The organism is Nonomuraea sp. NPDC050536 (genome assembly GCF_044457685.1).
Lineage (GTDB): Bacteria > Actinomycetota > Actinomycetes > Streptosporangiales > Streptosporangiaceae > Nonomuraea.
Genome location: NZ_JBITHD010000015.1, coordinates 127,584 through 151,731 on the forward strand (window position 1 = coordinate 127,584; position 24,148 = coordinate 151,731).

Sequence of the window (24,148 nt, forward strand, 5' to 3'; positions counted from 1 at the left end):
GGGCTACAGCGGAGTCGTCACGGAGCCCAGCCCCGCACCCGGCTCAGTGGCGTTTCCCTGGACAGACCTGCGCCACGTGCGGCGGGTGGCGGTGGGGCGGCCTGCCGTACGGGGGAGCAGGACGCCCAGCGAGGACTGCTGGATGCGGGTGATCTCGCGCACGGTCGTCGCGCAGAGCCCTGCGGCCAGCGCGGCGACGGCGAACTCCAGCGGCCCCACCCCGGTGAGGGTGAGCTTGTCCGTCTCCAGCGGCAGCTTGACCAGGAACAGCGCGAGCATGCCCAGCCAGGCCAGCCACCACGCGCCCAGCAGGGCCAGCCAGCGGTTGCGGCGGTCGAAGGGCGGCCGGGCGCCGCGCCAGACCTCGTCCACGAGCGCCACGGGCGCGACCAGGTTGACGCCGGGGACCAGCCACGCCGCCACCACGGGACCGGCCGGCGCCGAGCGCGTGTTGGCCTGGCGGGCGCGGGCGAGCCAGGTGAGGTAGGCGCAGGCGGTGGCGATCGTGGTGCCCACCAGCAGCATCATCAGCACCGCGAAGACGGTGACCGCGCCCACCACGGCCTGCGCGTCGGCGCCGTGCGGGCGGCCGCCGTAGGCGGCGAGCTGGTGGGCCAGGCGGCCCCCCCGGACGTACTCGAAGATCACGAGAGCCCCGAGGGAGAGGACCTGCGCGGACAGCGTGAGGTAGACGGCGGAGGCGGCCTTCGTGGGTGGTGTCTGGGCAAAGCGCACGTCTTTCTCCCCCCGGGCCATGCGCTGAGGTCTTGATTCACTTCTATCCAGCAGACACCGTTGTTAATCAGCTCACCACGCCGGATTCCCAGGCCCAGGCCGCTATACCCACCCGATTCCGGACACCGAGTTTCGCCTGGATGCTGCCCAGATGCGTCTTGATCGTCGACAGCGACACGAACAGCTCGCCCGCCGCCTCCTGGTTGGTCCGGCCGCGCGCGATCAGCCGCACCACGTCCAGCTCGCGCTCGGTCAGCGGGTCGTTCAGCGGCGGCAGGCTGGGCTTGGGCTGGGCCAGGTGCTTGAGCAGCCGTACGGTGACCGAGGGCGAGACCAGCGCGTCACCGACGGCCGCCGCCCTGACCGCCTCGATCAGCAGCGTGGGCCCGCTGTCCTTGAGCAGGAACCCGGTGGCCCCGGAGCGCAGCGCGCCGTAGACGTACTCGTCCAGGTCGAACGTGGTCACGATGACCACCCGCATCGGGTTCTCCACCCCGGGACCTGCCAGCGCCCTGGTCACCTCCAGCCCGTCCAGCTTGGGCATCCGGATGTCGAGCAGGCACACGTCGGGTCGTAGCCGCCTGGCCTCGGACACCGCATCGGCGCCGTCGGCCACGGCCGCGACCACCTCAATGTCCGGCTGGGCGTCCAGGATCATTTTGAAGCCGGTCCGCACCAGCTCCTGGTCGTCGGCGATCAGCACACGAATAGTCACGCACCCAACTCTAAGATCGGCCGTTCGGCCGATGAGCCCTGGACACCTGGCCGATCCGCAGGCCAGGGCGAAATCAGCAGGCTGGACGCCATGAGTGACGTACTTGTGGGACGGGCCCTGGCCAAGCGCTTCGGCCAGACGGTCGCCCTGGGCGGGGTGGACATCGCGGTGCGGGCGGGCGAGGCCGTGGCGATCATGGGCCCGAGCGGTTCGGGCAAGTCGACCCTGCTGCACTGCCTGGCGGGCATCATGAAGCCGGACTCGGGCGAGGTGCACCTGCTCGGCCAGCGCATCGACGCGATGCGCGAGCGCCAGCGCAGCGCGCTGCGCCGCACCCGGTTCGGCTTCGTCTTCCAGTTCGGGCAGCTACTGCCCGAGCTGCCCGCCGAGGAGAACGTGGCACTCCCGCTCATGCTCGGCGACGTGCCCAGGGCCCAGGCCGTCCAGCAGGCCAGGGAGTGGTTCGGACCCCTGGGCCTGCACGGCATGGAGACCCGGCGCCCCGGCGAGCTGTCGGGCGGGCAGGCGCAGCGCGTGGCCATCGCCAGGGCGCTGGTCACCAAGCCGGCCGTGGTGTTCGCCGACGAGCCCACCGGCGCGCTCGACCAGAACACGGGCCACGAGACGATGCGGCTGCTGGTGGAGGCCACCAAGCACAACGGCGCCTCCCTGATCGTGGTCACCCACGACCCGAACGTGGCCGGCTGGTGCGACCGCACGGTGGAGGTCCGCGACGGCAGGCTGCTGGTGGTCGCGGCATGAACCTGAACCTGACCTGGCGGCTGCTCAAGGGCGGCGGCATGCTCGGGACCTGGCTGACGCTCGGCGCGGTGGCGATCTCCACCGCGCTGCTGCTGTTCGCGGTGGCGGCCAACTTCGCCTTCGCCGCCAGGGGAGAGCGCGGCGCCTGGCGCAACCCGGTGGCCGCCGCCAACCCGGTGGCCGTCGAGGCATCCCGCTACGACTACGTGCGCGACAAGCCGATCACGGTGATCGACCTGGCCGCGCTGCGCTCAGGCGTGCGACCGCCGCCCGGCATGGACCGCTTCCCCCAGCCGGGCGAGGTGTGGCTGTCGCCCGCGCTCGCCCAGCTGGCCCGCGAGCTGCCCGCCGACCAGCTGGCGAATCGCTACAAGGGCGTCAAGGGCGTGCTCGGCGACGACGCGCTGGTGTACCCGGGCGAGCTGGTGGCCGTGGTGGGCCACAGCCCCGACGACGCGGCCATGACCGCCAAGCGCTCCGTCGACGCCGCGCCCGCGCCTGTCGCGAAGATCGCGAACTTCGACGGCAGGTTCTCCGACGAGGCGCAGGTCTACCGCGTCCTGGCGCTCATCGCCAGCGTGCTCATGGTGGTGCCGCTGCTGGTCTTCGGCGGTGCGGCGGCCAGGCTCACGGTGGCCAGGCGCGACCAGCGGCTGGCCGCGCTGCGGCTGGTGGGCGCGACGCCCGGCCAGGTGGTCGGCATGACCGTGACCGAGGCGATGATCGTCGCCTTCGCCGGCAGCGTGCTCGGCACCGTCGCCTACGGCGTGGCGACGCCGCTGCTCAGCCGCATCCCGATGCAGGGCGGCCCCTGGTTCGCCGGCGACCTGTGGCCCAACCCGCTGGTCATGCTGGGCGTGCTGGTGGCCGTGCCGCTGCTGGTGGGCGTGTCGGCCGTGGTCGGGCTGCGGCGCGTGGTGGTCAGCCCGCTCGGGGTGGCCAAGCGCGAGACGCCGCCCGGCATGAAGGTGATCAGGGTGGTCGTGCTGCTGGCCGTACTGGCCGCGTTCCCGCTGGTGACCCAGCAGGCCGGCGTCGCGGTCGTGGCGGTGGCGATCGGGCTGGCGTTCCTGTGCATCAACCTGGCCGGCCCGTGGGTGGTGGGCATCATCGGGCGCATCACCGCCAAGGGCGCCCGCCGTCCCGCGCGGCTGCTGGCGGGGCGGCGGCTCATCGACGATCCGCGCTCGGCCTGGCGCACGGTCAGCGGCGTGGCCATGACCGGCTTCGTCGCGGGGTTCCTCGGCCTGCTGAATCCCGGGGCGCTGACCGGCAACACCGTCGACAGCCGGCTGAGCGTGACGGCGCCCGCCTCCGCCGTCGAGCAGGCACGGCAGCGGCTGCAGCAGGCCGGCGTCACGGCCACCGTCGCGGCGCAGAAGAAGACCGTCGTGGCCGCGCTCGGCACCGGCGTCGATCCCGCCACGCTCGACAAGGCGCGGACCGCGATGGCCGACCTGTCACCCGGGCACACGCCCACCACCCCGGCCGACATCGACCGGGTCGGCGTGCAGGTCTTCTCCGACATCGGGGCCGGCACGGTGATCGTGCTGTCGGTGTCGTTCCTGGTGGCGATCGCCAGCGCCGGGATCACCGCGGCCTCCTCCGTCCTGGACCGGCGGCAGACCTACGGGCTGCTGCGCCTGGCAGGGACGCCGCTGGAGATCCTGGACAGGGCCAGGCGCGCCGAGACGCTGATCCCGCTGACCGTCATGGGCGGCGGCGCGATCCTGGTCGGTCTCTTCTGCGCGGTGCCCTTCATGATCGGCGGGATGAGCGTCAGCGGCGTCATCACGCTCGTCACCTGCGTGGTCGTCGGCTTCGCCGGCGTCATCGGCGCCGGCGCCCTCAGCAAGCCCCTGCTGCGCGCCGTCACCAGCGACCCCGCCCCCCGCCCTGACTAGCCTGGGGACATGGTCAAGATACGGCTGGCCGGGGAGCAGGCCACGATGCTGGCCACCCTGTACGCCCGGGCCGTGGACGCCCGGTCGGCGCGGCCGGTGCTGAACGACACGATGGCGGTGCGGGCCGTCGAGCAGATCGACTTCGATCCCGCCGAGACCGGCATGCAGCGCGGCAGCGAGGTGACGGTCGCGCTGCGCGGGCGCCACCTGGACGGCTGGACCGGGCGGTTCCGGTCCGGCCATCCGGCGGCGACCGTGCTGCACCTGGGGTGCGGGCTCGACGCCCGGGTCTACCGGGTCGACCCGGGGCCAGGCGTGCGGTGGTACGACGTCGACTATCCGGACGTGATCGCGCTCAGGCGGCGGCTCTACCCGCCGCGCGACGGGTACGAGACCGTCGCCGCGTCGGTGACCGATCCCGCCTGGCTGGCGCGGGTCCCCGACGATCTGCCGGTTCTCGTGGTGGCCGAGGGACTGACCATGTACCTGGAGGAGGCGGCGGGCAGGGACCTGTTCCGCCGGATCGTCGAGCGCTTCCCGAGCGGGCAGCTGGTCTTCGACGCCTTCAGCAGGAGGGCGATCAAGACGCAGCGGATCAACAAGGTCGTCAGGGTGGCGGGCGCGACCCTGCACTGGGGCGTGGACGGCCCGGCCGAGCTCGAGTCGATCGCGCCCAGGCTGCGGTGCGTGTCCGCGGTGGGCGCGTTCGAGCTCGACGGCCGGGAACTGCTCACCCCCGGCTACCGGCTGCTGATGTGGATCGGCGGTCACCTGCCCGTCCTGCGGAAGATGTCGGTCTGCTACCAGCTGGAGTTCTGAGCAGCGCGACCGGCTAGGCCAGCACGAGGTCGCGGATGGTGCGCAGGGAGTCCTCGTCGCGGGGGCCCATCACCAGCAGGGTCGAGACGGGGGAGTCGTGCCAGGCCTGCAGGCGTTCCTTGATGCGGGCCGGCGGCCCGACCAGGGAGATGCCGTCGGCGAGCTCGTCGGGGATGGCGGCGAAGGCCTCCTGCCTGCGCCCGGCCAGGTAGAGCGACTGGATGTGGGCGGCCGCCTCGGCGTAGCCCATCCGCCCGATGATGTCGGCGTGGAAGTTGCGCTGCTTGGCGCCCATCCCGCCGATGTAGAGCGTCAGCATCATCTTGACGCCGTCCAGCGCGGCCCTGATGTCGTTGGAGATGACGACCATGACCATGGCCGCGATGTCGAAGTCCGCGTCGCGGCCGCTCAACGCCTCGCCGTACATCTCCGTGATCTTGCCGGGGAAGGCGAACAGCGGTAACCAGCCCTGGGCGATCTCGGTGGCGAGCGCGACGTTCCTGGGGCCCTCCGCGCCGAGGTAGACGGGGATGTCGGGGCGCGGCGGGTGGGTGATGAGCTTGAGCGGCTTGCCCAGCCCGCCGGGCAGCGGCAGCGGGTAGTGCGGCCCGTCGGCGGTGACCGGCGCCTCGCGTCGCCACACCTGCCGCATGATCTCCACGTACTCGCGCGTCCTGGCCAGCGGCTTGGCGAACGGCTGGCCGTACCAGCCCTCCACCACCTGCGGGCCCGAGGCGCCGACGCCGAGCAGCAGACGGCCGCCGCTCAGCGCGTCCAGGGTCATCGCCGTCATGGCGGTGGTGACCGGCGGGCGGGCGGACAGCTGGGCGATCGAGGTGCCCAGTTTGATGCGGGTGGTTCGCGCGCCGTACCAGGCCAGCGGGGTGAAAACGTCGCTGCCGTAGGCCTCGGCGGTCCAGACCGAGTCGTAGCCGAGCCGTTCTGCGGCCAGGACGGTCTCGGTGGCGTCGTCGGGGTCGCGCTGCCAGTAGCCGAGATTGAGACCGAGCTTCATGAAGGCACCTCCGGAATTAAGTTCTATTAGTGCCGTAGGTAACGTTGAGTGTCAATGAGAGGTCTTTCGGGGAAGTCACAGCTGTGTTCAAGGGTCTCCGGCGTCTGCTCTGCCTGCTGCCACTGATGATCACGGCCGCCGTACCGGCGGCGGCCCAGGGAGAGGCGCGGGCTCCCAAGCCGAACATCATCTTCGTGCTCACGGACGACCTGGAGACCGGCACGCTGGAGAACTTCCCCAACATCACCCAGCAGCTGGTACGGCAGGGGGCCTCGTTCGACCGGTTCTTCGTGACGAACTCCTGGTGCTGCCCGTCGCGCTCGTCGATCCTGCGTTCCCAGTACGTCCACAGTCACGGTGTGTGGACCAACACCGCCCCTGAGGGCGGTTTCGACCGTTTCCACACGCTTGATCTGGAACGTTCCACAATCGGCACCTGGATGAGCCAGGCCGGCTACCGGACCGCGCTGATGGGCAAGTTCCTCAACCACTACCCGGGCGCCACCGCCCCCGAGACCTACGTGCCGCCGGGATGGAACGAGTGGGACGTCCCGGTCCGCAACCTCTACCAGGAGTACGGCTACCGCCTCAACGAGAACGGCAAGCTGGTCGACTACGGCTGGTCGGAGGACGACTACCTGTCCGACGTGCTGGCCCGCAAGACCCGCGACTTCATCACCACCTCCAAGCAGCCGTTCTTCCTCTACCTGGCGCCGATCGCCCCGCACAACCCGAACAACCCGGCGGTCCGCCACATGAACGCCTTCCCCGACGCCCAGGCGCCGCGCACGCCGGACTTCAACCAGGCGGACGTGTCGGCCGAGCCGCAGTGGCTGCGCAACCTGCCCATGCTGCACGCCCAGGGCATCGCGCGCGTCGACGAGCGCTACCGCGCCAGGCTGCGCTCCATGCTCGGCGTGGACGACCTGGTCGGCTCGATCATCGGGACCCTGCAGGCGGCGGGCAAGCTCGACGACACCTACATCTTCTTCAGCTCCGACAACGGCTTCCACCTGGGCACCCACCGGCTCAGGCAGGGCAAGACCACCCCGTTCGAGGAGGCCATCAGGGTGCCGCTGGTGGTGCGGGGGCCGGGGATCAAGGCCGGCTCGGAGATCAAGGACATGGCGGCCACGGTCGACCTGGCACCGACGTTCGCCGCGCTGGGCGGCGCCACCCCGGCGACGTTCGCCGAGGGGCGCTCGCTGCTGCCGGTGCTGCGTGGGCAGGCCCCGAAGACCTGGCGGCACAACGCGCTGATCGAGTTCACCCGCCCGACCAGCATCTCCTCGGCCAAACAGACGCCGGTCCCGCCCTATCAGGCGCTGCGCACCGAGCAGTACACCTACGTCAAGTACGACACCGGCGAGACCCAGCTCTACGACCTGACCAAGGACCCCTACGAGCTGCACAACCTCGCCGCCACCGCGGACCCGGCGCTGCTGCGGAACCTGGACGCCCGCCTGCAGGCGATGCACACCTGCTCAGGGGCGAACTGCCTGGTCGCCGACACCCGCCAGTAGGGCGAACTCCCTGATCCGCTCGTTCTCCGCGGAGCGCAGCCAGCACAGCGCGGCCCTGGCCGGCGGCATCCCGGTGAGCGGGACGTAGGTGACGCGCGGGTGGCCGTAGTGCTCGGCGAGCGTGGTGCACGTGACGAAGCCGCACCGGCCGTCGGCCACGTGCGCGAGCATCTCGTGGTGGCTCGCGCTCACCGGCCCCGGCGGGATGGGACGGCCGGACGGCGTGGTGGCCGGAGGCCAGAAGCTCGCCCGCAGCTCGGCGGGGACGCCCGTGTGCGGCTGCACGATCGGCAGGCCCGCCAGATCCTCCAGCGACACGCTCGCCCGCCGGGCCAGCGGGTGCGCGTGCGCGATCGCCAGCACCCGGGCGGACTCGCCCGGCACCACGACCGCGGCCAGGTCCGGCTGCTCGACGGGCCACAGCGTGACCTGCACGTCCACCTCGCCGCGGCGCAGCGGCCCGAACAGGTCGGCCCAGTGGATCTCGGCCAGCTCCACGGGCCCGCGGAACGCGGCCAGCGCCGGACCGAGCGCGTCGCTGAAGGCGCCCAGGAACCCGATCCGCAGCCCGCGCGCCGACCGGCGCGCCTCCGCCACCGCCTCCCGCAGTTCGGCGTAGGCGGGCCGGGCCCGGTCCCTGAGCCGCACGCCCAGCGAGGTCAGCGAGACCCGGCGGCTGGTCCGCTCGAACAGCCGCCCGCCCACGCGCTGCTCGAGCGACCTGATGAGCTGGCTGACCCGCGGCTGCGAGACGAGCAGCCGTTCCGCGGTCCTGCCGAAGTGGAGCTCCTCGGCCAGCGTCAGGAACGCCTCCATCGCGGCCAGATCGACGCGTTCCTCATCCATGGCCCCCTATTGTCCCAGGGCCTGGATGACCAGTCGCGCGGCCGCGACCCCCGAGTACTGCTGCTGCCCGGTGATCAGCAGCCCGTCCCGTACGGCGTGCGGCCGGAACCGCCCGGACACCACGAAGTTGGTCCCCTCCAGCTCCCTGGCTTGATCCTCGATGCGGAAAGGCTGGATCCGCTGCCCCACGTACTCGTCGGCGTAGTCCTCCTCCGAGTTGGCGAACCCGGTCCACGTCTTGCCCGCCACCAGCAACTCCCCGTCAGCCAGCCGTGTCTTCAGCAGGATGCAGGTGGCGTGACACACCACCGCCGTGATCTTCCCCGCCTCGTGGAAGCGGGCGGCCAGCTCGTGCACCCGGGTGTCGTCGTGGAAGGTGTACATCGGCGCCTGTCCGCCGACGAGGAAGACGGCGTCGTAGGAGTCCAGGTCCAGCTCCGACAGCGCCGGGGTCTTGTCCACCAGCGCCGAGTGCCGGGGTGAGGTGATGAAGCCCAGGCTGATCAGGTCGTCGGCCGAATAGCCTGACTCGTCGCGCGGGTCGCTCCACGAGTCGGCCTGGAGCGCTCCACCGTCGGGGCTGGCGATGTCCACCTGGTAGCCGTGCTCGGTGAACTCCCAGTACGGATGCGTCAGCTCGGCCCACCAGAACCCGATCGGCCAGCCCGTCTGTCCGGAGACGGCCGGGTTGGAGGCCACCATGAGGATCTTCCTGGGCTCGCGAATGTCAATGGTCGCAGTCATGCTGCGACCCTTCCGGACCCCGCGCGCACCATCAATGGCGGGATCCGCGCCGATCGAGAAGCCCCGCTTATCGATCCCAGAGCGCCGGATAGGCGTGCTCCAGGTGCGCGGTCACCGCCGCAGCCGCCTCGTCGGCCGAGCCGGCCCGGATGGCCTCCAGGATGCGCCGGTGGTCGGCCTGGAGGATCGCGGTGTCGCCGAGGCTCTCCACGGCCTCGACCGCGTAGTGCCGCATCGTGTCGCGCAGCGACCGCATGATCGCGGCGATGAGCCGGTTGCCCGAGGCGTCGGCGATGGCGCAGTGGAAGGCCGTGTCGTGCTCGACGAAGTCCTCCGCGGAGCCGGCCACGTCCATGCCCGCGACCGCCTCGGCCAGCGCCTGGGTGTCGGCCCGGGCGACGGCGGCGTGCGTGGCGGCCCACCGCTCGATCATCAGCCGGGTGTCGATCACCTCGCGCGGCTCGAGCCCGGCCAGCCCGAGGTGCAGCCGGAGCAGGTCGGTCAGCGCGCTGCCCGGCTTGGACGTCAGGATGGCGCCCGCGTCGGGCCCGCGCCCGACCTGCGAGGAGACCACGCCGAGCGTCTCCAGCACGCGCAGCGCCTCCCGCACCGACGACCGGCCGACCCGCAGCTGCTCGGCCAGTTGCCGCTCGCCGGGCAGCCGGTCGCCGACGGTCAGCCCGTCCTCGACGATGCGCCGCTCGATCTGCGCCAGCACCCCCTCGAACGTCCGCGTCCGCCGCTCGGCCATGGGCGCCCCCTTGTCGCGAAGTATGGTCTGACCATACTGTGGTCTGACCATACTTTGGAAGGAGTGCCGTGAGAGTCGCCCTGTTCATCACGTGTGTGAACGACACGCTCTTCCCCGGCACCGGCAAGGCCGTCGTGAAGCTGCTGCGCAGGCTGGGCGTGGACGTCGACTTCCCCGCCGCGCAGACGTGCTGCGGCCAGATGCACGTCAACACCGGCTACCGCGAGGAGGGCGTACGGCTCGCCCGTCACTTCACCGAGGTCTTCGCCGGTTACGACGCCGTGGTGACGCCGTCAGGCTCGTGCGCGGCCATGGTCCGCGAGCAATATCCCAAGCTGGTACGGCAGGGCAGCAGGGGAGCCGTGGCGATCGCCGAGGTGGCGCCGAAGGTGTACGACCTGTCCGAGTTCCTGATCGACGTCCTCGACGTCGACGACGTAGGCGCATATTTCCCGCACCGGGTGACATATCACCCGACGTGCCACTCGCTGCGCGGGCTGCACCTGGGCGACCGCCCCACCCGGCTGCTCAGCCACGTCAAGGGGCTGACGCTGGTGCCGCTGGGCGCGGCCGAGGAGTGCTGCGGCTTCGGCGGCACCTTCAGCGTGAAGAACCCGGCGATCTCGGCGGCCATGTGCGCCGACAAGGTCCGCAACGTCCTGGACACCGGCGCCGAGGTGCTGTGCGCCGCCGACAACTCGTGCCTGATGCACATCGGCGGCACCCTGCACCGCCAGCGCACGGGCGTCCGCGTGATGCACCTGGCCGAGATCCTGGCGGCCACCGAGGAGGGGAGGGCGTGATGGCCGGCACATTCCTCGGGATGCCGGGCAGCTTCCCGCAGAACGCGGCGGAAGCCGTACAGGACTCCCAGCTCAGGCACAACCTGCGGCGGGCCACCCACACCATCCGCGACAAGCGCGCCAGGACCGTGGCCGAGCTGCCCGACTGGCAGGAGCTGCGGGCGGCGGGCAAGGCGATCAAGGACCACACGCTCAGGAACCTCGAGCGCTACCTGGTCCAGATGGAGGAGGCGGTCACCAAGGCGGGCGGGCACGTCCACTGGGCCAGGGACGCCGCCGAGGCCAACCGGATCGTGACCGGGCTGATCAAGGCCAAGGGCGAGACCGAGGTCGTCAAGGTCAAGTCCATGGCCACCCAGGAGATCGGGCTCAACGACCACCTGGCCAAGGAGGGCATCACCGCCTACGAGACCGACCTGGCCGAGCTGATCGTGCAGCTCGGGGACGACTTCCCCTCGCACTTCCTGGTCCCCGCGATCCACCGCAACCGCTCGGAGATCCGCGAGATCTTCCTGGCGAAGATGGCCGAGTGGGGCCGCCCGGCCCCGGAGAACCTCACCGACGACCCGCCCGCGCTGGCCGAGGCCGCCCGCCTGCACCTGCGCGAGCGCTTCATGAAGACCAAGGTCGGCGTCTCCGGCGCGAACTTCATGATCGCCGAGACCGGCACGCTGGTCGTCCTGGAGTCTGAGGGCAACGGCCGGATGTGCCTGACGCTGCCCGAGACGCTGATCAGCGTGGTCGGCATCGAGAAGCTGCTGCCCACCTGGCGCGACCTGGAGGTCTTCCTCCAGCTGCTGCCGCGCAGCTCCACGGCCGAGCGGATGAACCCCTACACCAGCACGTGGACGGGCGCGGTCGAGGGCCAGGAGTTCCACCTGGTGCTGCTCGACAACGGCCGCACCGGCGTGCTCGCCGACGAGGTCGGCCGCCAGGCGCTGCGCTGCATCCGCTGCTCGGCCTGCCTGAACGTGTGCCCGGTCTACGAGCGCGCCGGCGGCCACGCCTACGGCTCGGTCTATCCGGGTCCGATCGGCGCGATCCTGACCCCGCAGCTGCGCGGCATGAGCTCGCCCATCGACGCCTCGCTGCCGTACGCCTCCTCGCTGTGCGGCGCCTGCTTCGAGGCCTGCCCCGTCGCGATCGACATCCCCGAGGTGCTGGTCGACCTGCGTGCGAAGGCCCCGCACTCGCCGGCCGAGCGCGCCGGCATGAAGGTCGCGGGCTGGATTCTCAACAAGGACGTACGGCTGGCCAAGGCGCAGCGCCTGGCCACCCGCTTCCGCAAGCTGGCGCCCAAACGCCTGCCGGGTCCCCTGTCCGCCTGGACCGACACCAGAGATCTGCCCGAGATCCCGGAAGAGTCGTTCAGAGATTGGTGGGAGCGCGATGGGCGCGCGTGAGGAGATCCTCGCCAGGGTACGGCAGGCCGTCGCGGGAGCCCCCGAGGTGGAGATCCCGCGCGGCTACCGGACCACGGTCCCGCTGGAGGACCTGGTGGGCCGCTTCGCCGAGCGGGTGGACGACTACAACGCCACTGTGCACGTGCTCGCCGAGAGCGACGTCCCGGCCAAGATCGCCGAGCTGACCGCCGGGCGGCGGATGGTCGTCCCCGAGGGCCTGGCGGAGGAGTGGTGGCCGGCCGTACCGGAGAGCGACCTGGCCAAGGCCCACGGCGTGATCACCGGCTGCGCGGTGGGCATCGCCGAGACCGGCACCATCGTGCTCGACGCAGGACCGGGCCAGGGCGCAAGGGCGCAGACGCTGCTGCCCGACTACCACCTGTGCGTGGTGCGGGCCGGCCAGGTCGTGGCGGGCGTACCCGAGGCGGTGGCCAGGCTGGATCCGGCCAGGCCGCTGACCTGGATCAGCGGGCCGTCGGCGACCAGCGACATCGAGTTCAACCGGGTCGAAGGGGTGCACGGCCCGCGCACGCTCGAGGTGATCATCAGTACCTGACGACCGCCGCCACGTCCTCCAGTCTGGGGCAGAACCACAGCTCGGCGTCCGTCATCGCGGCGGCCCTGGCGACGGCGGAGTCGGCCCGCTCGCGTACCGGATGCTCCACGCCCCAGCGCCGCAGCTCCGACCGGTCGGGCGACAGCTGCGTGGAGCCGGGGCCGATCCAGATCTCCTCGGCCAGCTCGCCCGGCATCAGGATCGCCTGCGCCCTGCCCTCCCTGAGCACCCGGCCCACCTGGGCCATGCCGGTCACGGCCGGCGCGGCGGCGTAACGTTCGAGCAGCTCGGCGCGGCGCCGGTCGAGCCAGCCGTCCAGCGCGTTCTCCGCGTCGCGCGCGAAGCCGGCGCGGTCGGCCTGGGTACGCTCGACCATCAGCAGCCGGTCGGCCGCCTTGGTGCCCAGGTGGTCGCACAGCAGCGAGCGGGACCGCGGTTCGCCCGCCATCACGACCAGGTCGGCGCCGATCCTGCGTACCTGCTCGTCGATCTCGTGGGCGACCGCCGTGGCCTCGTACTCCCCGCGCTCATACCGCGTGCGCGCCCAGCCGCCCCGCGCCGTCTTCAGCAGCGGCCACGTGGACGCCGGCTCCGTGTCGATCCGCGGCGAGCCGCCGCCGACGGTCGTCAGCTCGGCTCCCGCCAGGTCCACGATCACCCGCAGGTGCGGCACGTTCTCGCCGCGCAGCATCAGCATCGGCGTGATGTACGGCAGCGGCGACCATTCCGCGAGCTCGGCCGGTGGCCCGGTGAACGCCTCCGCCAGCACGACCTCGCCGTGGGTGGCGAACATCGCCAGGCCCTCAGCCGGCCGGGCGGCCTCCTTCTCCATCGCCTCCAGCGTGCGGGTGTCCGCCTCCGACAGCTGATCGCGCAGCCCCCGCCAGTGGGCTGCCTCCTCGGGTCCCGCCCGTCCCGCCAGATACACCGACGCGTACGGACCCGGCCTTTCGTAAAGCGGCCTGATGAAATCGAGCCGCACAGCCATCACCTCCGCTCTACATGCGCCCGTACCCCTAGATTCCCCGGCAAACCTCGCCCGATGTAGCCTCCGGATCGTGTTCGACGCAGATGTCAGGATCACCACGGGCCGCCTGGTTCTACGCCCGTTCCGGCCCGAGGACGCCGAGCGCATCCGCTCGATCGTGGCCTCCGGCGTCCAGTTCCTGCCGCCGGGCACGCCCGCCCAGGTGGCAGGCGTCGCCCAGTGGCTGGCGGCCGGGGTGCACGAGCTGTGGCGCAGCGGCCAGGGCGTGCACCTGGCCATGGTGGAGGAGGGCACCGGCGTCGTCGGCGCTATCAGCCTGTTCAAGACCTCGTGGGGCGCCGGGACCACCGAGGTGGGGTACGGCGTGCACCCCCTGTACCGGGGCCGCGGGTTCGCCACCGAGGCCGTGCGCGGGCTCGTGGACTGGGTGTTCGCCACCACCGAGCTGCGCAGGGTGGACCTGACGGCCAACCTGGACAACGTGGCCTCGCTCCTGGTGGCGCACAAGGCGGGCTTCACCTGGGAAGGCGTCGTCAAGGGCGGCGCCATGGAGGACGACGGGCCGCACGACCTGGTGATCTTCGGGCTGCTGCGCGGCGACAGCCGTACGCCGTCCAGGGCCCTGCCCAGGACGGAGCTGCGCTCGGAGCGGTTGAGGCTGCGGCCGCTCGCCGAGGCGGACGCGCCGGGCCTGGCCGCGACGGGCGCGGACGAGCTGACCCAGGCCAACACGGGCGTGCCACGCGGCTACAACAGGCACGACGCGACCGAGTTCGTGGCGATCTCCGAGCGGATGCGGCTGCGCGGGCACGGCATCGCCTTCGGCGTCGAGGAGCTCGACGGCGGGCGCTTCGTGGCCGACGTCGACCTGCGGGACCTCGACTGGGGCAACCTGACCGCCGAGGTCGGCTACATGGTCGCGCCCTGGGCCAGGGGCAACGGCTACGCCGGCGAGGCCGTCGTGGCCATCGCCCGGTGGCTGTTCGACGAGCACGGCTTCCGCCGGATCCAGCTGCGCGCTGCCGTGTCGAACCCGGCCTCCCAGCGGGTGGCGGAGAAAGCCGGCTTCACCAGGGAAGGCGTGGCGCGCAACGCGCTCGACGGGCAGGACCTGGTGGTCTACGGCCTGATTCCGGCGGATCTGGGACTCTGACGGCCGGGCTCGCCGAACTGGCCTTCCCACCCCTTTGTGAAACACCTCGGCAGCCGTCACTCTTAGTGGTGAGGCGGTGAGGTGCCATGATCACGGTTGTCGGGTGGGACGGATCGGACCTGTCGGCCAAGGCCCTGGCGCGGCTGCACGCGGCGGCGCTCGTCGTCGGGCCGGACGACGTCCTGGCCCACCTGGACCTCAAAGCCAGGAGGGCCGGACCCGACGACCTGCTCGGCACCCTGGACACCCACCTGGAGCGCGGTGAGGGCGACGCCGTCGTGATCGCGGACGGTGACCCAGGCCTGTTCGGCGTCGTCGGCGAACTGCGCGCGCACGGCATCAAGCCCGAGGTGGTGCCCGCCGTCTCGCTCGTCGGCCGCGCCTTCGCCGGGACCGGGCTGAACTGGGAGGACGCCCTGGTGGTCGCGCCGCGCGGGCCCGAGCAGCTGCCCCAGGTGGTCAACGCCTGCCGTGCCCACCACAAGGTCGCGGTCCTGGTCGCGCCGGGCGCCGGGCCAGGCGAGATCGCCAGGGAGCTCGCCCCGACCACGCCCCGCGCCCTGATCGTCTGCGAGGACCTGGGCGGGCCCGACGAGCGGATCACGCACAGCCGCATGGGCGAGGCCACCACCCGCCCGTGGAAGGACCCCGACGTGGTCCTCGTCCTCGACCCGCTGCACAAGCCCAGGCGGCCCGGCTGGATCGCCGGAGCCCAGCCGGGGCCCGCGGAATGGGCGCTGCCGTTCGAGCACGGCCTCCCGCCAGTGGTCAGGGCCTTCGTCCTGGCCAAGCTCGGACCCCGGCTCGGCGACCTGGTCTGGGACGTGGGCGCCGGCTCCGGCGAGATCGCGATCGAGTGCGCCAGGCTCGGCGCCGCCGTGATGGCGGTCGAGCGCGACGAGCGGTCCTGCGCCCGGCTGCGCACGGCCGTGCTCGAGCACGGCGTCAAGGTGGCGCTGACGCGCGGCCAGGCACCGCCCGCGCTCGAACCGCTGCCCGACCCCGACGCGGTGTTCGTGGGCGGTGGCGGCACCGACGTGATCGTCGCCTGCGCCTCGCGCGGGCCGCGCTCGCTGGTCTGCGCACTGAAAACGGTCGAGCAGGTGCCGGCCGTCCTCGACCGGCTGCGCGAGCACGGCTACCGGGCGAAGGGCACCCAGATCGGCGCCGCCGAGCTGAGTGTGATGCGCGGCGGCTCGCACACGCTGAGCGCCGCCGACCCCCTCTTCGTCGTGCACGCCGTGCCAGGTCACGCGGGGTGACCTGTCCAGCAGTGCTGCCGATCGGTTATTCTCGCGTGTCTTGTCTACGCAGGAGATCCCCTACAACATGAAGCCGCCGCTGCTGCTCATCGGGCAGGGCTCGAACGACGACGCCGACTCCGCGGAGTTCGGCAGGTTCGTCCACCGGCTCCGCTGTCGCCTCGACCAGACCGCCGCCGACGTTTCCGGTGGCTATCTCGAGCGCGCCACGCCCCGGCTGAGCGAGTCCGTCGCCTCCCTCGTCGCCCGCGGGCACCACCGCCTGGTGGCGCTCCCCCTCAGCCTGAACAGGCTGGGAGAGGAGTTCCCCGCCGCCATGGCACTGGAGCAGGAAAGGCACCCCACCCTCATGTACGACTACGGCCGTCCCCTCGGCCCCGACCCCCGCGTGCTGGCCCTGCTGGCCGAGCGCCTCAACGACGCCGCCGCCGAGATGCCCAAGCTGCGACCGCTCGAGCTGGTGGGCGGCCGCCCCCGGCTGCGCGCCGTCGACTCGATGACCATCGAGGACCTGCCCCACCACGTCGAGCCGGGCGAGACTGCCGTCGTGCTGGTCGGCGAGGGCTCCACCGACCCGGCCGCCAACGCCGAGATCCACCGGGTGTCCCGGCTGTTCTGGGAGACCCACGCCTACGACTTCATGACCGTCGAGACGGCGTTCGTCTCCGTAACCCCGCCCGGCGTGCCAGGCGGGCTCGAGCGCTGCCGCCGCCTGGGCGCCAAGCGCGTCATCGTGGTGCCCTACCTGCTGTTCGCCGGCGGCATGCTGGAGCGGGTCTGGGCGCAGGCGCTGGCCTACGGCGCCGGGCACCCCGAGCTCGACATCCGCTGCGCCGAGGTGATCGGCGACTGCGAAACCCTGGCCGACGTGGTCATCGACCGCTACGAGGAAGCACTCGAACTGGTGCAGTGATGCTCGCAGAGACGCTCGCCGCGATCAGGCCGGCCGACCCCAGGGCGCTCGCCGACGCCCGCGCCCACCAGGACCGCCTCACCAAGCCGCGCGGCTCGCTCGGCGCGCTCGAGGAGGTCGCCGTACGGCTGGCCGGCGCGGCGGGCACCTGCCCTCCGCCCATGCCGTCGCCCGCCGCGCTGGCCATCTTCGCGGCCGACCACGGGGTGCACGCCCAGGGCGTGAGCCCGTGGCCGCAGGAGGTCACCGCGCAGATGGTGGCCAACTTCCTGGCCGGCGGCGCCGTGGCCAACTCCTTCGCCGCCCAGGCGGCCGCCTCCGTCACCGTGGTGGACGTGGGTGTCGCCGCGGACGTTCCCGCGGAGCTCACGGCTTCGCCCGCGTTCGTGGCCCGCAAGATCGCCCGAGGGACGGCGGACCTGTCTGCTGGGCCCGCCATGTCGCGTGAGCAGGCGGTCGCCGCCGTCGAGGTGGGCATCTCGGTGGCCCGCACGCTGGTGTCCGCCGGGGCGCGCTGCCTGATCACCGGCGACATGGGTATCGCCAACACCACCGCCTCGGCCGCGCTCATCGCCGCCTTCACCGGGCTCGACCCCGCCCGGGTGACCGGGCTCGGCACGGGCATCGACGAGGCGACGCACGCGCACAAGGTCGCGATCGTCCGCCGCGCGCTGGAGGTCAACTCCTTCGACGTGGCGGACCCGCTGAGCGTGCTGGCCGCCGTGGGCGGGTTCGAACACGGGGCCATCGCCGGGTTCGTCCTCGCCGGGGCGGCGCTCGGGGTGCCCGTCATCCTGGACGGTGTGATCGCGGGTTCCGCCGCGCTGGTGGCCGCCGCGCTGGTGCCCGCCGTCGTCGACCACTGCGTGGCCGGGCATCGTTCCGTCGAGCCGGGGCACGCCGCCGCGCTCGACCGCCTCGGGCTGCGGCCGCTCGTCGACCTCGAGCTCCGGCTCGGGGAGGGCACCGGCGGGCTGCTCGCGCATCCGCTGGTGTGCGCGGCCGTCCGGGTCATGCACGAGGTGGCCACGTTCGATTCCGCGGGTGTCACCGACAAGACCACCTAGGCGGGTCCTGTCCGCGACGTCACGGCGGGATTTCGCGCGCCCGACTGGCGTGGAAGCGATGGGCGCGAGGTCAGGTCGGCGGAGGGTGGGTGGTGCGGCTTGCCGTACAACCCGCAAGGGAATCTTTGTCCACTTCGTGCATCCGGCCTGGTGGGAGTCGCTGTCCTGGAGATGTGAGGATGGACGCCATGAGTCGATATGGGGCGATGTTCGGGCCGGACATCACGTTTCTCGGTGTCGATCGGTGTGACGTCAATGACGCCTCGTCATACGCGGACGCCGATGTCGTGATCATCGGGGCGCCGTTCGACGGCGGCACCTCGAACCGGCCGGGCGCCCGATTCGGGCCGAACGCGCTGCGGCAGGCCTGCTACCTGCCGCACGACGGATCGCGGCCGAGCCTGGCGCTGCGTGTGGACGGGTTGAAGGACCTGCGCGTCTACGACGCAGGGGACGTCGCGTGCTACTCGGGCGACGTCGAGACCTCGCTGGCCGACATCGAGGAGGCCGTCCACAAGATCGCCTCGTCCGGGGCGATCCCGCTGATCCTGGGCGGCGACCACACCGTCGCGCTGCCCGACGCCCGCGGGACCGCCAGGGCGTTCACCGCGCGGCGCACCTCGATGATCCACTTCGACGCGCACGCCGATACCGGCAACATCCAGTTCGGGCACCTGCACGGCCACGGCACGCCGATGCGCCGGCTGATCGAGTCCGGCGCCATCCGCGGCGACCGGTTCCTGCAGATCGGGCTGCGCGGCTACTGGCCAGGGCCCGAGACGCTGGACTGGATGGCCCAGCAGCGGATGCGCTCATACGAGATGACCGAGATCGTCGCCCGTGGGCTGGAGGAGTGCCTGACCGAGGCGTTCGAGATCGCGCTCGACGAGTGTGATCAGATCTTCCTGTCGGTCGACATCGACGTCTGCGATCCCGGGCACGCGCCCGGCACCGGGACCCCCGAACCCGGCGGGCTGTCCGCCAGGCAACTGCTCGACTCGGTGCGGCGCATCTGCTACGAGCTGCCCGTCGCCGGCATGGAGGTCGTGGAGGTCTCGCCGCCCTATGATCACGCGGACATCACCGCGTATCTCGGGAACCGGGTTATTCTTGAGGCGCTCTCGGCGATGGCCAGACGTCGCAAGGACGAAGGTGGCGGCCCTCGCTGGAATCCCCTCCAGCCTCTTCTTGACGGCCGTTGACTCGTGCGAAGCAAAACTCTCGTTAAGACCCGGTAGGTTTGCCTCCTAACACACAACCTTCGCGAACCTGGAGATTGCCCGCCATGGGTCCCTACCTCCTCGGCCTGCGGCTTGACGGCCGCCGGGTGCTCGTCGTGGGCGGCGGCCGCGTCGCCCAGCGCAGGGTGCCCGCGTTGCTCGAGGCCGGCGCCCTGGTCACCGTGGTCTCGCCGAGCGTCACGCCGGCCCTCGACGACCTGATCGCCACGGGCAGGATCACCTGGCACGCCCGCCCGTACGAGGTGGGCGACTGCGACGGCGCCTGGCTGGTCCAGGCGTGCACGTCGGCACGGGAGGTCAACGCGCAGATCGCCGCGGAGGCCGAGGCCAAGCGCATCTGGTGCGTACGCGCCGACGACAGGGACGCCTCGGCCGCGTGGACCCCCGCCTCCGGCAGGGTCGACGAGATAACCGTGGCCGTCACCGCCGGGGGCGACCCGCGCAGGGCCGCGGGGATCAGGGACGCGGTGGTGGACGCGCTGCGCGACGGCACGGTCGACGCGCGGCGCAACCGCACCAAGCCCGTCGGTGTCGCCCTCGTCGGCGGCGGCCCGGGCGACCCTGGCCTGATCACCGTACGCGGCCGCCAGCTGCTGGCGCAGGCCGACGTGGTGGTGGCCGACCGGCTCGCGCCGCGGGCCCTGCTCGACGAGCTCGCGCCCGACGTCGAGCTGATCGACGCCGCCAAGGTCCCCTACGGCAGGGCCCTGGCGCAGGACGCGATCAACTCCGTGCTGATCGACCGGGCGCGGCAGGGGAAGTTCGTGGTCCGGCTGAAAGGCGGCGACCCCTTCGTTTTCGGCCGCGGCGGCGAGGAGATGCTCGCCTGCGCGAAGGCCGGGATTCCGGTGCTGGTGGTGCCCGGCATCACCAGCGCGGTGGCGGTACCGGCGGCGGCCGGAGTTCCTGTTACGCATCGGGGAGTAAGTCAAGAGTTCCACGTCATTTCCGTACACGTGGCGCCGGATGATCCGCAGTCGACCGTCGACTGGCCCGCTCTGGCCAGGTCACAAGGCACGTTGGTGCTGATGATGGCCGTGGAGAGGCTGGGGAGAGTGGCCGAGGCCCTCCTCCGAGACGGACGTTCGCCGGAAACTCCCGTAATGGTGGTACAGGACGGTACTCTTCCGACCCAGCGGGCGGTTACCGCTTCCCTGTCCACCGTGGCCGACCGCGTGTCCGCGGCTGGGATACGACCGCCGGCGATCGTCATCGTCGGTGAGGTCGTCAGGGTCGGCCAGGAGGTCGAGATGGTTCGAGCGGAGCGCTTGCCGTGAACACGGCCATGGACGACGGGCGCCAGGAGTCGGCGGGGGAGCAGACTCTGAGCTTCGGGGCCGTCCAGGACGAGGACATCGGCGTGGTGGACGACGTCCATGAGGAGGTTGCCGCGCCTCCCGAAACTTCCGATGTGGCCGAGCCGTCGTCGGAAGCCGATTCCGATTCGCCTGCCGTAGAGGATGCCGAATCGGGTTCGGAGACGTCGGCCGATTCCGGGACGCCCGCCGTACCGGAGGATGGGGCTCCTGCTGCGGCGGAGAGTGGCGTGCGGGTGGAGGCGCTGCCCGCGGCGGCCGTCGAGGCGCTGACCGGCGCGCTCGACCAGCTGCGCGAGAGCATCTCCGACCTGCGCTTCGGCCTGGACCTGCCGGGCGTGGAGGAGGCCAGGAAGACGCGGGCCGACCTGCTGGCCCAGCTCCAGGACTACGTGATCCCCAGGGTGCGCACCAGCACCGCCCCCGCGCTCATCGTGATCGCGGGCTCGACGGGCGCGGGCAAGTCCACGCTGGTCAACTCGCTGGCCGAGAGGAACGTCTCGCGCACCGGCGTCCGCCGCCCCACCACAGGGACCCCGGTGCTGGCCTGCCACCCCGACGACCGGCCCTGGTTCGCCGACGGCGAGCTGCTCGGCGGGCTCCAGCGCCTGGACAAGCCCACCCGCGAGTCCGGCCCCACCGGCCTGGTCGTAGTGCCGACCGAGAAGCTGCCGCAGGGCGTGGCGCTGCTGGACACCCCCGACATCGACTCCGTCGTCGAGGAGCACCACGGGATCGCCCACCGCATGCTCGACGCCGCCGACCTGTGGATCTTCGTGACCACGGCCGCCCGCTACGCCGACGCCCCCGCCTGGAACCTGCTGCGCCTGGCCAAGGAGCGCGGCGCCCGGCTGGCGATCGTGCTGTCACGGGTGCAGCCCCGCTCGCGCGAGGTGGTGATGAAGCACTTCGTCCGCATGCTGTCGGAATACGGCCTGGGGGAGATCGACCGCTTCGTCATCCACGAGTCCACGGTCGAGGACGGCCGCCTGCCCGACAGCGAGGTCACCGACCTGCGCCTGTGGCTGGCCGAGCTGTCCGTCGACGAGGAACGCCGCGCCCAGGCCGTACAGGAGACGCTCGGCGGCGTGCTCGACAGCTTCCGCACCCGGGTGCCCGCGCTGGCCCGGCACCTGGAGGGCCAGGTCGCCTTCCGCGCCGAACTGCGCACCGACGTCGAGGCCGCCTACATGGGCGCGCTCGCCGAGATCGACCAGGCCCTCCGCACCGGCTCGCTGCTGCACGGCGAGGTGCTGGCCCGCTGGCAGGACTACGCCGGCTCCGGCGACCTCACGCGCACGGTCATGCTGCGCAAGCGCGGGAAGGCCGCCAAGCAGGGCCCCGAGCGGATCATGGCGTTCCGCGCCGCGTTGCGCACCGGTATCGAGTCGGTGATCGTGGCCGCCGCCAACCGCGCCGCCGAGGAGGTCGTCGCGCGCTGGCGGCACCGCTCCGAGCTGGGCGCCACGCTCGCCGAGGGCCTCGAGCGCCCCTCCGACGAGCTGGTACGGCACGCCAGCCGGGCCATCGCCGCCTGGCAGGAGCACGTGGTCGAGCTGGTGCGCACCGAGGGCGTGGCCAAGCGCTCGGTGTCGAAGATGGTGCAGTTCGACGCCGACTCGCTGTCCCTGATCTTCATGGTCGCCATGTTCAGCGGCACGGCGGAAGGTGTGCCACACCGGCTGGTCAACGCGCTGCTCGGCGCCGAGTCGCTGCGCGGCATCGGGGCCAAGGCGCTCAGCGACCTGCGTGCCAGGATCGGCATGCTGTTCGACGAGGAGTCCATGCGTTACGTGCAGGCCCTCGATTCGGCGGGGATCCCCGACGAGTCCGCGGCGACCCGCCTCTACCAGGCAACGTACAACCTCGAGGTCGCTCGATGACGGTTATGACCACCAGGCAGGGGCTCGCGCCCCGGCTCAACGCCCTCAACAAGATCGTGGAGCTCGGACCGGGCAGGCTCGACGAGAAGCTGCTCACGGAGGCGGGCAACCTGCTGCTCCGGGCCGGTGACCGGCTCAAGCTGTCCTCCGAGCACACCGTGGTCGCGCTGGCCGGCGGCACCGGCAGCGGCAAGTCGTCGCTGTTCAACGCCGTGTCGGGCCTGGAGCTGTCGCCGACCGGCGTGCGCAGGCCCACCACGGCCCGTACGCACGCCTGCGTGTGGGGCCTGGAGGGCGCCGGGCCGCTGCTCGACTGGCTGCAGATCCAGTGGCGCCATCGCTTCGCCCGCGCCTCCGCGCTCGACAAGGGCGAGTCGCAGCTGCACGGCCTGATCCTGCTCGACCTGCCCGACCACGACTCCATCAGGGCGCTCACCGACAACGAGGCCGACCGCCTGATCGGGCTGGCCGACCTGGTCGTGTGGGTGCTCGACCCGCAGAAGTACGCCGACGCCTCCACCCACCGCCGCTACGTCACCGAGCTGGCCGGGCACGACGCCGTCACCGTCTTCGCGCTCAACCAGGCCGACAAGCTCACCACCGAGGAGCTCGCCGAGCTGGTCATCGACCTGAACGACCTGCTGCGCAGGGAGGGCGTCGAGCACCCCACGGTGGTGCCCACCTCCGCGGTCACCGGGCGCGGCATCGACAGCCTCAAGAGCGTCGTCGCCGGATCCGTCTCGCGCCGCCGGGCCGCCATCCAGAAGCTCGAGGCCGACCTCGACCGGTTCGAGCAGCGGCTGACGGTCTCGATGCCGGTCGGCGAGGCGCCCTCCTCCGTCGACGAGGCGCGCAGGCTGGGCCTGACGGACGCGCTCTGCGACGCCGTCGGCGTGCCCGCCGTCGGCGAGGCACTGGAGAACGTCTACGCCACCCGCTCCAAGCGGTGGACCGGCTGGCCGTACCCGCGCTGGATCTCCAAGCTGCGCCCCGATCCGCTGAAGAGCCTGCGCCTGGACGACCTGGGCGACGAGATCCGCGGCATCACCACCGGCTCGGTCAGCGCCCAGTCGGCCGAGGTGAACAACGCCGTCCAGGCGCTGGCCGACGGGCTCTCCGCCGGCATGACGCCTGTCTGGCGTTCGGCCGTCAACCACGCGGCCAGGTCTCGCTCGGCGCAGCTGCCGCAGGCGCTCACCGAGGAGCTGGCGGAGGTGGCGCCTGAGCTCGACCGGGTGCCCGGGTGGTGGCGCCTGCTCAAGATCTGGCAGTACGTCCTGGTGGCGGCGTTCGCGCTCGGCCTGGTGTGGCTCGCCGCCGGGCTCTTCCTCGGCGGCTCCCTGCCGTCCGGGCTGGAGCTCTTCGCCGATACGGCGGCGCTGCCGTGGGTGGGGCTCATGATGGCCTCCGTCCTCGGCCTCGGCGCTCTTTCCGCGGTCGCCTCGAAGAACTTCGTCGAGCTCGGCGCCTCGCGGGAGCGGGAGCGGCTGGAGCGCGAGATGCGGCGCAGGGTGGCGGCGGTCTCGGAGTCCATGGTGGTCGAGCCCGTCGAGCGCGAGCTGGCCCGCCACCACGCCTTCTACACCGCGCTGAAGGGTCTGTCCGGCTGACCTCGGTACGGCCGGCCGTGTCGTCGTCCACAGGGCGCTAGCAGCGCTATCCCCAGAACGCCGCTCGGTGTCCTGGCCCGCCCGCCGTACGGGAGAACCTGTTCCCGGTCCGCGGGCATCGGGGCCCGCCGCACTGGGA

22 protein-coding genes are annotated in these 24,148 nt (G+C 71.9%); 15 read left to right on the forward strand and 7 right to left on the reverse strand.

The annotated features are described in order from the left end of the window. Positions 1-3 precede the first annotated feature (3 nt). Both ACIBHX_RS35135 and ACIBHX_RS35140 read right to left on the reverse strand, forming a co-directional pair. Entirely contained in the window at positions 4-735 is a 732-nt protein-coding gene (locus ACIBHX_RS35135) for a DUF4328 domain-containing protein (RefSeq protein ID WP_397071731.1), read from the reverse strand. A gap of 67 nt (positions 736-802) precedes the next feature. Beyond that, positions 803-1,450 (reverse strand): response regulator, encoded by a 648-nt coding sequence (locus tag ACIBHX_RS35140; RefSeq protein ID WP_397071732.1) that lies wholly within the window; start codon positions 1,448-1,450, stop codon positions 803-805. Positions 1,451-1,540: 90 nt separating this feature from the next. Between ACIBHX_RS35140 and ACIBHX_RS35145 the strand changes: the two genes are divergently transcribed. Genes ACIBHX_RS35145 through ACIBHX_RS35155 form a run of 3 tightly spaced genes read left to right on the forward strand, consistent with a single transcriptional unit; the run spans position 1,541 to position 4,935 of the window. Continuing rightward, positions 1,541-2,212, forward strand: coding sequence for an ABC transporter ATP-binding protein (locus ACIBHX_RS35145; RefSeq protein ID WP_397071733.1), 672 nt, complete (start codon positions 1,541-1,543; stop codon positions 2,210-2,212). Continuing rightward, positions 2,209-4,116, forward strand: a complete 1,908-nt coding sequence (locus tag ACIBHX_RS35150) for an FtsX-like permease family protein (RefSeq protein ID WP_397071734.1) — start codon at positions 2,209-2,211, stop codon at positions 4,114-4,116. The genes ACIBHX_RS35145 and ACIBHX_RS35150 overlap by 4 nt, the downstream gene beginning before the upstream one ends. A gap of 9 nt (positions 4,117-4,125) precedes the next feature. Next, a complete protein-coding gene (locus ACIBHX_RS35155; protein ID WP_397071735.1) occupies positions 4,126-4,935 on the forward strand; it encodes a class I SAM-dependent methyltransferase in 810 nt (269 codons plus the stop codon). Between the two features lie 13 nt (positions 4,936-4,948). On the opposite strand, the gene ACIBHX_RS35160 is transcribed toward ACIBHX_RS35155, so the two are convergent. After that, entirely contained in the window at positions 4,949-5,950 is a 1,002-nt protein-coding gene (locus ACIBHX_RS35160; protein WP_397071736.1) for an LLM class F420-dependent oxidoreductase, read from the reverse strand. 83 nt (positions 5,951-6,033) lie between these two features. Here ACIBHX_RS35160 and ACIBHX_RS35165 point away from each other — a divergent pair, with 83 nt between their 5' ends. Then, the gene (locus ACIBHX_RS35165) at positions 6,034-7,473 is read left to right on the forward strand and encodes a sulfatase (RefSeq protein ID WP_397071737.1); all 1,440 of its coding nucleotides are present in this window, start codon (positions 6,034-6,036) and stop codon (positions 7,471-7,473) included. Here ACIBHX_RS35165 and ACIBHX_RS35170 read toward each other — a convergent pair. The 3 genes from ACIBHX_RS35170 to ACIBHX_RS35180 all read right to left on the reverse strand — a co-directional run bounded on the left by ACIBHX_RS35170 (position 7,435) and on the right by ACIBHX_RS35180 (position 9,814). Beyond that, a complete protein-coding gene (locus ACIBHX_RS35170) occupies positions 7,435-8,319 on the reverse strand; it encodes a LysR family transcriptional regulator (RefSeq protein ID WP_397071738.1) in 885 nt (294 codons plus the stop codon). The genes ACIBHX_RS35165 and ACIBHX_RS35170 overlap by 39 nt on opposite strands. 6 nt (positions 8,320-8,325) lie before the next feature. Next, positions 8,326-9,063 (reverse strand): type 1 glutamine amidotransferase domain-containing protein, encoded by a 738-nt coding sequence (locus ACIBHX_RS35175; RefSeq protein ID WP_397071739.1) that lies wholly within the window; start codon positions 9,061-9,063, stop codon positions 8,326-8,328. A 67-nt stretch (positions 9,064-9,130) separates the two neighbouring features. Continuing rightward, positions 9,131-9,814 (reverse strand): FadR/GntR family transcriptional regulator, encoded by a 684-nt coding sequence (locus ACIBHX_RS35180; RefSeq protein ID WP_397071740.1) that lies wholly within the window; start codon positions 9,812-9,814, stop codon positions 9,131-9,133. Positions 9,815-9,882: 68 nt separating this feature from the next. On the opposite strand from ACIBHX_RS35180, the gene ACIBHX_RS35185 reads away from it, so the two are divergent. From ACIBHX_RS35185 to ACIBHX_RS35195, 3 genes are read left to right on the forward strand one after another with little or no spacing between them, the layout of a single operon-like run. Then, the gene (locus tag ACIBHX_RS35185; RefSeq protein ID WP_397071741.1) at positions 9,883-10,617 is read left to right on the forward strand and encodes a (Fe-S)-binding protein; all 735 of its coding nucleotides are present in this window, start codon (positions 9,883-9,885) and stop codon (positions 10,615-10,617) included. Beyond that, complete coding sequence (locus ACIBHX_RS35190; protein ID WP_397071742.1) at positions 10,617-12,020, forward strand: lactate utilization protein B; 1,404 nt, start codon at positions 10,617-10,619, stop codon at positions 12,018-12,020. The genes ACIBHX_RS35185 and ACIBHX_RS35190 overlap by 1 nt, the downstream gene beginning before the upstream one ends. Then, positions 12,007-12,576, forward strand: a complete 570-nt coding sequence (locus ACIBHX_RS35195; protein WP_397071743.1) for a lactate utilization protein C — start codon at positions 12,007-12,009, stop codon at positions 12,574-12,576. Before ACIBHX_RS35190 ends, ACIBHX_RS35195 begins: the two co-directional genes overlap by 14 nt. On the opposite strand, the gene ACIBHX_RS35200 is transcribed toward ACIBHX_RS35195, so the two are convergent. After that, positions 12,566-13,558 (reverse strand): Vms1/Ankzf1 family peptidyl-tRNA hydrolase, encoded by a 993-nt coding sequence (locus tag ACIBHX_RS35200; RefSeq protein WP_397071744.1) that lies wholly within the window; start codon positions 13,556-13,558, stop codon positions 12,566-12,568. The two genes, ACIBHX_RS35195 and ACIBHX_RS35200, sit on opposite strands and share 11 nt — an antisense overlap. 76 nt (positions 13,559-13,634) lie before the next feature. Between ACIBHX_RS35200 and ACIBHX_RS35205 the strand changes: the two genes are divergently transcribed. The 8 genes from ACIBHX_RS35205 (at position 13,635) to ACIBHX_RS35240 (ending at position 24,009) form a co-directional block, all read left to right on the forward strand. Then, positions 13,635-14,717: a GNAT family N-acetyltransferase gene (locus ACIBHX_RS35205; RefSeq protein WP_397071745.1), complete on the forward strand. Its 1,083-nt coding sequence runs from the start codon at positions 13,635-13,637 to the stop codon at positions 14,715-14,717. Between the two features lie 86 nt (positions 14,718-14,803). Further along, the gene (locus ACIBHX_RS35210; protein WP_397071746.1) at positions 14,804-15,979 is read left to right on the forward strand and encodes a precorrin-6Y C5,15-methyltransferase (decarboxylating) subunit CbiT; all 1,176 of its coding nucleotides are present in this window, start codon (positions 14,804-14,806) and stop codon (positions 15,977-15,979) included. 40 nt (positions 15,980-16,019) lie between these two features. Next, positions 16,020-16,892 (forward strand): sirohydrochlorin chelatase, encoded by an 873-nt coding sequence (locus ACIBHX_RS35215; protein WP_397071747.1) that lies wholly within the window; start codon positions 16,020-16,022, stop codon positions 16,890-16,892. After that, positions 16,892-17,959 carry a nicotinate-nucleotide--dimethylbenzimidazole phosphoribosyltransferase gene (gene cobT / locus ACIBHX_RS35220; protein WP_397071748.1) on the forward strand — a complete coding sequence of 356 codons (1,068 nt, stop codon included), beginning with the start codon at positions 16,892-16,894 and terminating at the stop codon, positions 17,957-17,959. The genes ACIBHX_RS35215 and cobT overlap by 1 nt, the downstream gene beginning before the upstream one ends. A 188-nt stretch (positions 17,960-18,147) precedes the next feature. After that, a complete protein-coding gene (gene speB, locus ACIBHX_RS35225) occupies positions 18,148-19,161 on the forward strand; it encodes an agmatinase (RefSeq protein ID WP_397071749.1) in 1,014 nt (337 codons plus the stop codon). Positions 19,162-19,244: 83 nt separating this feature from the next. Next, a complete protein-coding gene (gene cobA / locus ACIBHX_RS35230) occupies positions 19,245-20,477 on the forward strand; it encodes a uroporphyrinogen-III C-methyltransferase (RefSeq protein ID WP_397071750.1) in 1,233 nt (410 codons plus the stop codon). Beyond that, the gene (locus ACIBHX_RS35235; RefSeq protein ID WP_397071751.1) at positions 20,474-22,399 is read left to right on the forward strand and encodes a GTPase; all 1,926 of its coding nucleotides are present in this window, start codon (positions 20,474-20,476) and stop codon (positions 22,397-22,399) included. Before cobA ends, ACIBHX_RS35235 begins: the two co-directional genes overlap by 4 nt. After that, positions 22,396-24,009, forward strand: a complete 1,614-nt coding sequence (locus ACIBHX_RS35240) for an ABC transporter (RefSeq protein WP_397071752.1) — start codon at positions 22,396-22,398, stop codon at positions 24,007-24,009. The genes ACIBHX_RS35235 and ACIBHX_RS35240 overlap by 4 nt, the downstream gene beginning before the upstream one ends. The last annotated feature ends 139 nt before the right edge of the window (positions 24,010-24,148 follow it).